The following is a 7,541-nucleotide window of genomic DNA, read 5'->3' as shown; positions in this document are numbered from 1 at the left end:
CGCCGCGGAGCCCCCGCCGGAGTCCACGCCCCGGCCGGACCTGCGGCGCCCGCCGCTGCCGCCGCGGGCGCGGTGACGGCCGCTACCGGACCGGTGGGGCCTCAGTCCCAGGGGTCGCCTTCGGCCGTCATGTTCTCGGCGGCGCGCCGGTCGGCCTCCTCCTGGGCGAGCCGCTCCTGGGTCTCCCGGGTGCGCTCGACCTCGTCACCGTACGCGTCGGCGGCCTCGTCGTGGGCGAGGGCCGCACGCTGGGCGGCCTCCTGCCCGGCGGGCTCGTGCGGCGGCCGGTGGAACAACCTGTCGAAGATGCCCATGACTCCTCCAGAGGGGATGGACGGAATGTCGGAATACCGGGCTGCCCCCACTCTCACACCGCGTGTCGACGGACGCACCTTGAGCCTTTGGTCCCTGGTGACCGCGCCCAACGGCCGTAGCCGCAGGCCGTCGGCCGGGCGGAGGGTGGGACCGTCGGCGACATCCACGCCACCCCCTGGAGCCCGCAGTGACCGTCGTACATCCCGGAAGCCCCGCCCGGCGCACCGCCGAGGACCTGCACGACGGACCGCGCCGCCGGGTCGGCCCGCTCGCCGCGCTGGACGGCCGGCTGCCCGGCCCGCACGACCTGCTGCTGATGCAGTGCCCCAGCTCGCTGCGGCCCCTCGCGGGCGGCCGGCTGCCGGACTGGGCGCGGGCGGTGCTGCGGGTACACCCCTGGGTGACGGTCGGCCGGGCGCCCGCCGTGGTCGGCAACCCGGTCGACCTGCCGCATCCGCAGCGCTGCACCCGGGACCCCGAGGCGGCACCCGAGCTGTGGTTCCCGGTCACCGTGCGCGGCCCGCGCCCCGGACTGCGGCTGGACGCCCTCGCCCCGTGGGCGGCGGTGGCCCGGACCCTGCGCCCCGAACAGCTCCCCGAACGACGCGAGCACCTGGCCCCCGAACGGCTGGCCGGCATCCCGGCCCTGGCCCTGCTGCCCGAGGTCGGCCGACTGGTGGCCGACCACCGACTGCCCTGGGGCCCGATCGGCGCGGTCGGCTACGAGCTGGGCAGCGGGGTACCGGTCACCGGTCCGCTCAGCCCGCTGCGGCTGGTCCTGCGTTCCCCGCAGCCGGTCAGCCGCCGCGACGCCCTGCAACTGCGGCGGGCGCTGACCAAGCTGCCGGTACCCGTACAGGCCGAACTGGAGACCCGCCACGGCTCGGTCCAGCTCGCCGAGTACGCCTCCGGCGCCCACAGCCTCACCCTTCTCACCCCGAACGGCCCACGGGAAGTCCACGACCCGTGGTTCCCGCGGGGCCCGTTCGCCTGACGGGCGGCCTCACGGGATGCCGGTCGGAACGGCTGGACGGGCGGTGACGCCCGTGCGACCCGGGTGAACGGTCGCGCGGCGGCCACAGCGCCGGGGCCGATTCCCGACACCCCTCGGAAAAAAATCCGCGGGCCGATGTCAATCCGGCCGCGTCCGCTCCGACGTCCTGGCGTGCGGCGCCCCGCCGCACGAGGACGCAACCGGAGATTCAGCCATGGATCAACTGCTCAGAGTCATGAATTTCAACGTCTCCAGCGACGGCATCGGTGCCGGTGAGGACCAGAGTTTCGAGCTCCCGTTCGGCCTCGACCGGCCCGAGCGGCTGTTCTCCTGGGCCGGGGCCACGGCGAGCTGGCCGATGCGCACCGATCCCGGGGGCAGCCGGGGCCTGGACGACTACTTCACCCGGGACTTCGCTCGCAACATCGGCGCCGAGATCATGGGCCGCAACAAGTTCGGGCCCCAGCGCGGGCCCTGGCAGGACCACGAGTGGCGCGGCTGGTGGGGGAACGAGCCCCCGTTCCGCACCCCCGTGTTCGTCATGACCCACCACGAGCGCCCGTCGTTCACGCTCTCCGACACCACGTTCCACTTCGTCGACGGCGACCCGGCCACGGTCCTCGAACGGGCGCGGGAAGCCGCCGACGGCAAGGACGTGCGACTCGGCGGCGGGGTCACCACCGTCCGGCAGTTCCTCGACGCCGACCTCGTGGACACCCTGCACGTGGTGGTCTCACCGGTGAAGCTCGGGTCCGGACTGAAGCTCTGGGATTCCCCCGACGAGCTGCTCGACCGGTTCCACCTGGAGGTCGTGCCCAGCCCGAGCGGCGTGGCGCACCACCTGTTCTGGCGACGGTGACGCAGGGCCCCACCACCCGGCGGCGGCCGGGTGGTGGGGCCTGCGCCCTGTGCACTCAGCCGGTGACGCTGGGCGCGCCGGTCTCCAGGTGGCCGGTGAAGCGCTGGGAGAAGCTGCTGTCCGCGTCCACCGTGACGGTGAAGTCGTACCAGCCGTTGGTGTACGCCACGGCGTTGAAGAAGTCGGTGACGCTGCCGCCGGCCGGGACCTGGTACGTCCAGGGGCCGTCCGTCCGGTAGTTGTTCGACGCGATCGTGAAGGTCATCGGCGTGCTGCCGTTGTTGGCGAGCTTGAAGTAGACGGCCGGCTTGCCCGTCCCCGGCTCGACGGCGTACGAGGCGGTGACCGCGGCGTTCTTGCCCGCCTTGGTGAGGTCGCCGGTGAAGCGGCGCAGGAAGCGGTTCGGGCCGACGACGGTCAGGTCGTACTTGCCGTTGCCGAAGCCGTTGGTGCCGCAGTTGAAGAAGTCGGTGACGGGGCTGCCGGAGTCGACGGTGTACTGCCAGGGGCCGCCGCTGCGGTAGGCGTTGGCGTAGGCGGCGAAGTGCGAGGCGCGGGCGGCGCCGTCGTTGGACATCTTCACCCAGACGTGCATGACGCCGCCGGCGTCGGCGTCCCAGTGGTCCAGGTTGGCGTTCGGCTGGTACGGCAGGGCCCGCGCGGGCCGGGTGCCGGACTCCTGCACCGGCAGCTGGTTGTTCACCGGGGCCGGGTTGGGCAGCGGGCCGCAGGCGGACAGGCCGATCGTCTGCGAGGTGTCGGGCAGCGCCGGCAGGCCGTACACCGGGGTGGCGAAGTCGAACACGCTGGTCAGGTCGCCACAGACGCGGCGGCGCCAGTCGCTGATGTTCGGGCAGGTGGCGGGCTTGCCGAGGGCTGCCGTCCAGACCTCCAGGAAGCGCAGCACCGAGGTGTGGTCGAAGGTCTCGGAATTGACCCAGCCGCCGCGGGTCCAGGGCGAGACGGCTATCAGCGGGACGCGGAAGCCGAGGCCGATGTTGGTGCCGTTGTAGAACTCGCCCGGGGTGCCGGCGGGGGCGGCCGGCGGCGGGACGTGGTCGAAGAAGCCGTCGTTCTCGTCGTAGTTGATGAACAGGATCGACGAGTTGAAGACGTTCGGGTCCGCGTTGAGAGCGTCGATCACCATGTGGACGAAGTGCGCGCCGTCGGCCGGGGTGGCGTACGGGTGCTCGGAGGAGGCCTGGTCGGCGACGATCCAGGAGACCTGCGGGAGGGTGCCGGCCAGCACGTCGGCCTTGATGGCGGCGGCGATGTCGTCCGGGGTCTTCCCCGTGACCTTGGGCACCGAGCCCATGCCCTTGACCGCCGGCGGGCTGCCGGCCGGGGCGTTCGTGAAGTTCGTGAAGTACGCCAGGGCGTTGTCGCCGTAGTTGTCGGCGGCGTTCTGGTAGACCTTCCAGCTGACCCCGGCGCCCTCCAGCGCCTCGGCGTAGGTCTGCCAGCGCAGGCCCTTCTCGTCACCGCCGTCGTAGGCCGGGCCGCCCGCGGCGCCGGCCGGGTCGATCTGGCCGGACCAGTGGTAGGTGCGGTTGGGGCCGGTCGCGCTCAGCACGGAGCAGTGGTAGGCGTCGCAGATGGTCCAGTTCTCGGCCAGCGCGTAGTGGAACGGGATGTCCTGACGGGTGAGGAAGCCGAGCGTGCGGACGTTGCCCTTGGCGGCGACCCAGGAGTCCATCTTGCCGCCGTTCCAGGCCTTGTGCTGGTCGCTCCACCCGTGGCTGAGGTCCCCGTTGCACTGGGCGAGGCGCTCGGGGTCGGCGCCACCGGCCGGCTTGGTCTGGCTGAACTGCCACGGGTACTGCCGGCCGAGCAGACCGTTGGGCTGGTTGAAGACGCTGTAGCCGCCGGAGATCTGGATGGCGCTGCGGTCGGCGAAGCCGCGCACGCCGCGCAGCATGCCGAAGTAGTGGTCGAAGCTGCGGTTCTCCTGCATCAGGATCACCACGTGCTGGGCGTCGGTGATGGTGCCGGTCGTGTTGAGCGCGGTGGCGGCGGCGGTCGCGGCCGTTCCGCTCGGGGCGGCTCCCGCGGCACCGGCCCCGGTGCCGGCCACGGCGAGGCCCGCGGCGGCGGCGCCGGACAGCGTGACGAACTTCCTACGACTCAACTCGGCCATCAGCCCGGCCCGTCCCTTCGCTGGCGATGTTGTGTACACAAGTCGGGGCTCACTCGATCGCGCAGCAGTCTCCACCGCGCGCGAAGCGGTCCACCAGATCCGCGCGGCAGGGTTGGCGGACTGTTCGCCCCGGTGTCACCGAGCGACGCCCGGCTGAACGGGCGAAGGGGCTGGGGTGATCAGCGGTCCTTGACCTCGATTCCCAGCGCGTGGGCGAACTGGGGTGCCAGCTCCAGCAGTTGGGTGGAGCTGATGACGGCGCCGCGCAGCCCCTGGTGACCGTCGGCCAGACCGAGCCGGACGGCGCCGCGCAGGTCGGTCTTGCTCAGCGTCGCCCCGCGCAGCCGGACCTCCTCCAGCGTGGAGCCGGGGAAGGACACCCCGGTCAGCTTCGCCTCGCCGAAGTCCACGTCGCGCAGCAGGCAGTCCTCGAAGACGACGTCCCGCAGGACGGCCGAGCGCAGGTTGACCGCCTCCAGCTTGCAGCCCCGGAAGACGACCCGGCGCAGCGCCGAGCCGTACCCGGCGACCCCGGCGAGCACGCCGCCGACGAAGGAGCTGTCCTGCCACTCGGAGTCGCTGAGGTCGCAGGCGACCCAGCGGCCGGCCTGCACCCACACCTCGTTGAACCGGGCCTGGCGCAGCTTGACCCCGCTGAGCGCGACGCCGGTGAAGGCGCACTCCAGGAAGGCCGCCCCGGCGCCCGACTCGTCGGTGTGCTCGCCGCCGTCGAAGTGCGTGGTGTCGTACCGCTCGTCGCTGCGCAGCGGCCCGGTGTGCGGGCGCAGCAGCTCGGCGTACGGGAGGTCGGCGAGCCGGTCGGGGACGGAACGGGGCATGGCGGCGGCTCCTGGCGGTCGCGGACGGAGGGGTCTCGCCCGCATGCTCGCACGCGGCGCCGACAACGCCCGGCAGCGACGACGCCCCGCACCGGCGTCGCCCCGAGGAGGCCGCGAAGCCGCAGCGCCCCGGACCGGCCGCCTCGGTGCGACCGGTCCGGGGTGCTCACCGCTCGGGTCAGCCGCGCGCCCAGAGCGAGTTGACGCGGCTGCGCTCGGTGCTGTTCGGGTAGGGGTTGGTGCAGGAGGTGCCGGGGCCGCCGCCCGACATCAGCTCGCTGCACGGACCGGTGTAGTGGTCCGGCAGGCCGAGCACGTGCCCGGTCTCGTGCGCCACCACGCGCACCGAGCTGTACTGCTGGTTCTGCTGGTAGTCGAGGAAGATGTAGCCGCGCCCGTGGCCGTCGGTGCTGGCGTACGAACCGCGGCTGTCGTTGCCCTCGTAGTAGCGGAAGTCAGCGGCCGAGCCGGACCGCAGCTGGACGTTGGCGACCGAGCCGTTCCAGATCTGCGCGGCCTGGGATATCTGGTTGCGGAAGGACGGCGCGGAGCTGGCGTCATAGGTGACGGTGACGGTCGTCAGGCCGGGGTTGGCCGCCTGCTTGGCCTTGGCGGAGGCCATCACGGCCTGGAAGAAGGCCTGGTTGTCCGCACTCTCCGCGGCCGAACCGGCGTACGTCGAGGCGGTGTAGCCCTGCACGGCCGGGGCGGCCGGAGCCGCGGACGCGGCGGTGGTGGGCAGGACGGCGAGGCCGGCCGCGAGGGCGAGGCCGAGGGTGGCGGACAGCACGGAACGCTTCATGTGGGGGCTCCGATTCCTGAGGTGGTGTGGCCGGTTGGGGGCCGGCCACGAGGAACACCTGGTCAACGGGTGGTGTCCCCAGAGCTTCGGGCAACCCGGTGCGTGCGCGGATGATGCCAACCCGCGATAACACCGTTCAATACCCCGCCCAATACCCCGCCGATGGAGCCGAATTGAGTTGTCTTTTCCTCGCCTTGACTCAATCGTGCCCCTGGAATTCCGTTCCGGCGGCGGCTAGGCTCCCATCCGGGGAAGTACCCGGCGCGGCGGGCCGCCCGATTCCGGCCGAGCGGCCCGCCGCGCCGAACTCACCTAGCGGACACGTCAGTTCCGCGCCGCGAGACCGTTCGACCAGAGGTAGTCGACCTGGCTGCGCTCGTTGCCGTCGGGGTACGGGTTGGTGCAGGACGGGCCGGGGCCGCCGCCCGACATCAGCTCGCTGCACGGCCCGGAGTAGTCGTCGGGCAGACCGAGCACGTGCCCGGTCTCGTGCGCCACCACGCGCAGCGAGCTGTACTGCTGGTTCTGCTGGTAGTCGAGGAAGACGTAGCCGTGGCCGTGCCCGTCGGTGCTGGCGTACGAGCCGCGACTGTCGCTGCCCTCGTAGTACGAGAAGTCGCCGTTGCCGCTGGTCTCCTGGAGCTGGACGTTGCGCTCCGAGCCGTTCCAGATCTGCGCGGCCTGGGATATCTGGCCGGTGAAGGAGGGTGCGTTCGCGGTGTCGTAGGTGACGGTCACGGTCAGCAGCCACGGGTTCGCGGCCTGCCGGGCCTTGGCCGAGGCCATCACGGCCTGGAAGAAGGCCTGGTTGTCCGCGGTCTCCGCGGCCGAACCGGCGTACGTCGAGGGGGTGTAGCCCTGGACGGCCGGGGCGGCGGGGCTGGCCGGGGCCGCGGAGGCGGCGGTGACGGGCAGGGTCGCGAGGCCGGCCGCGAGGGCCAGGCCCAGGGCGGCGGACAGCACGGAACGCTTCATGTGGGGACTCCGGTTTCGGGGTGCGCCGACTCGCCCGGGGCCGGTGGGGGCCGGACCCGGGGACGGCGCACGGTGGGGGCCGCCCCGGCGGTGCCCTGGGCGGGTTGCTGTCCCCCGAGCTTCGACCCGCCCGGGGCCGCCGCGGATGATGCCAACCGGCGATAGCTCCGCCGCATGGCGGCCGGGGTTCGTCGCGCGCCACGCCGGTCGATCCGTCGGCCGGCCCTCCGGCATGCCCTTGAATACCTGTCATGTCCTTGGCGATGAGGTGTGACGGCGTCTATGCTCCGGACGTGGAGCTCGACGTGAGACACCTCCGGGTGCTGTGCGCGATCGCCGACAGCGGCAGCCTCCGCAAGGCCGCGCTCCAGCTCGGCATGACCCAGCCCTCCCTCACCACCCAGCTGCACCGCATCGAACGGGCCATCGGCGGCACCCTGTTCACCCGCGAGCAGACCGGCAGCCGGCCCACCGCGCTCGGCCACTCGGTGCTCTCCCGGGCCCGGCCGGTGATCACCGAGATGGCCGCCCTGGTGGCCGCCGCCCGCCAGGAGGCCAGGGACGCCGCCGGGCCCGGCCGGCAGCGGCGGCTGCGGATCGGCAGCGTCGGCAGCCGGGCG

At 72.7% G+C, this 7,541-nt stretch carries 8 protein-coding genes; 3 read left to right on the top strand and 5 right to left on the bottom strand.

What is annotated here, in order from left to right:
• Window positions 1–101 precede the first annotated feature (101 nt).
• On the bottom strand, window positions 102–314 hold the full coding sequence (locus KS423_RS32615; RefSeq protein WP_224283364.1) for a hypothetical protein: 213 nt from the start codon (window positions 312–314) through the stop codon (window positions 102–104).
• Window positions 315–502: 188 nt separating this feature from the next.
• On the opposite strand from KS423_RS32615, the gene KS423_RS32610 reads away from it, so the two are divergent.
• Window positions 503–1,309, top strand: coding sequence for a phosphoribosyl-dephospho-CoA transferase MdcG domain-containing protein (locus tag KS423_RS32610; RefSeq protein ID WP_224283363.1), 807 nt, complete (start codon window positions 503–505; stop codon window positions 1,307–1,309).
• Window positions 1,310–1,523: 214 nt separating this feature from the next.
• Window positions 1,524–2,168, top strand: coding sequence for a dihydrofolate reductase family protein (locus KS423_RS32605; protein ID WP_224283362.1), 645 nt, complete (start codon window positions 1,524–1,526; stop codon window positions 2,166–2,168).
• Between the two features lie 55 nt (window positions 2,169–2,223).
• On the opposite strand, the gene KS423_RS32600 is transcribed toward KS423_RS32605, so the two are convergent.
• The 4 genes from KS423_RS32600 to snpA (KS423_RS32585) form a co-directional block, all read right to left on the bottom strand.
• A complete protein-coding gene (locus KS423_RS32600) occupies window positions 2,224–4,305 on the bottom strand; it encodes a phosphocholine-specific phospholipase C (protein ID WP_224283361.1) in 2,082 nt (693 codons plus the stop codon).
• 179 nt (window positions 4,306–4,484) lie between these two features.
• Window positions 4,485–5,144, bottom strand: coding sequence for a pentapeptide repeat-containing protein (locus KS423_RS32595; protein WP_224283360.1), 660 nt, complete (start codon window positions 5,142–5,144; stop codon window positions 4,485–4,487).
• Between the two features lie 178 nt (window positions 5,145–5,322).
• The gene (gene snpA, locus KS423_RS32590; RefSeq protein WP_224283359.1) at window positions 5,323–5,946 is read right to left on the bottom strand and encodes a snapalysin; all 624 of its coding nucleotides are present in this window, start codon (window positions 5,944–5,946) and stop codon (window positions 5,323–5,325) included.
• Between the two features lie 324 nt (window positions 5,947–6,270).
• Window positions 6,271–6,921: a snapalysin gene (gene snpA / locus KS423_RS32585; RefSeq protein WP_224283358.1), complete on the bottom strand. Its 651-nt coding sequence runs from the start codon at window positions 6,919–6,921 to the stop codon at window positions 6,271–6,273.
• 263 nt (window positions 6,922–7,184) lie between these two features.
• On the opposite strand from snpA (KS423_RS32585), the gene KS423_RS32580 reads away from it, so the two are divergent.
• Window positions 7,185–7,541 (top strand): LysR family transcriptional regulator (locus KS423_RS32580; protein WP_224283365.1); only part of this gene is annotated, 357 nt, incomplete at its 3' end.

Source organism: Streptomyces sp. LS1784, assembly GCF_020103755.1.
Lineage (GTDB): Bacteria > Actinomycetota > Actinomycetes > Streptomycetales > Streptomycetaceae > Kitasatospora.
The sequence above is the reverse complement of the archived record's forward strand: the minus strand, read 5'-3'. Positions and strand labels throughout refer to the sequence as shown.

Bases quoted from the DNA above. Each gene is read 5' to 3' on its own strand.
- KS423_RS32615 (WP_224283364.1), bottom strand. From the start codon at position 314: ATGGGCATCTTCGACAGGTTGTTCCACCGGCCGCCGCACGAGCCCGCC.
- KS423_RS32605 (WP_224283362.1), top strand. From the start codon at position 1,524: ATGGATCAACTGCTCAGAGTCATGAATTTCAACGTCTCCAGCGACGGC.
- KS423_RS32600 (WP_224283361.1), bottom strand. From the start codon at position 4,305: ATGGCCGAGTTGAGTCGTAGGAAGTTCGTCACGCTGTCCGGCGCCGCC.
- KS423_RS32595 (WP_224283360.1), bottom strand. From the start codon at position 5,144: ATGCCCCGTTCCGTCCCCGACCGGCTCGCCGACCTCCCGTACGCCGAG.
- snpA (WP_224283359.1), bottom strand. From the start codon at position 5,946: ATGAAGCGTTCCGTGCTGTCCGCCACCCTCGGCCTCGCCCTCGCGGCC.
- snpA (WP_224283358.1), bottom strand. From the start codon at position 6,921: ATGAAGCGTTCCGTGCTGTCCGCCGCCCTGGGCCTGGCCCTCGCGGCC.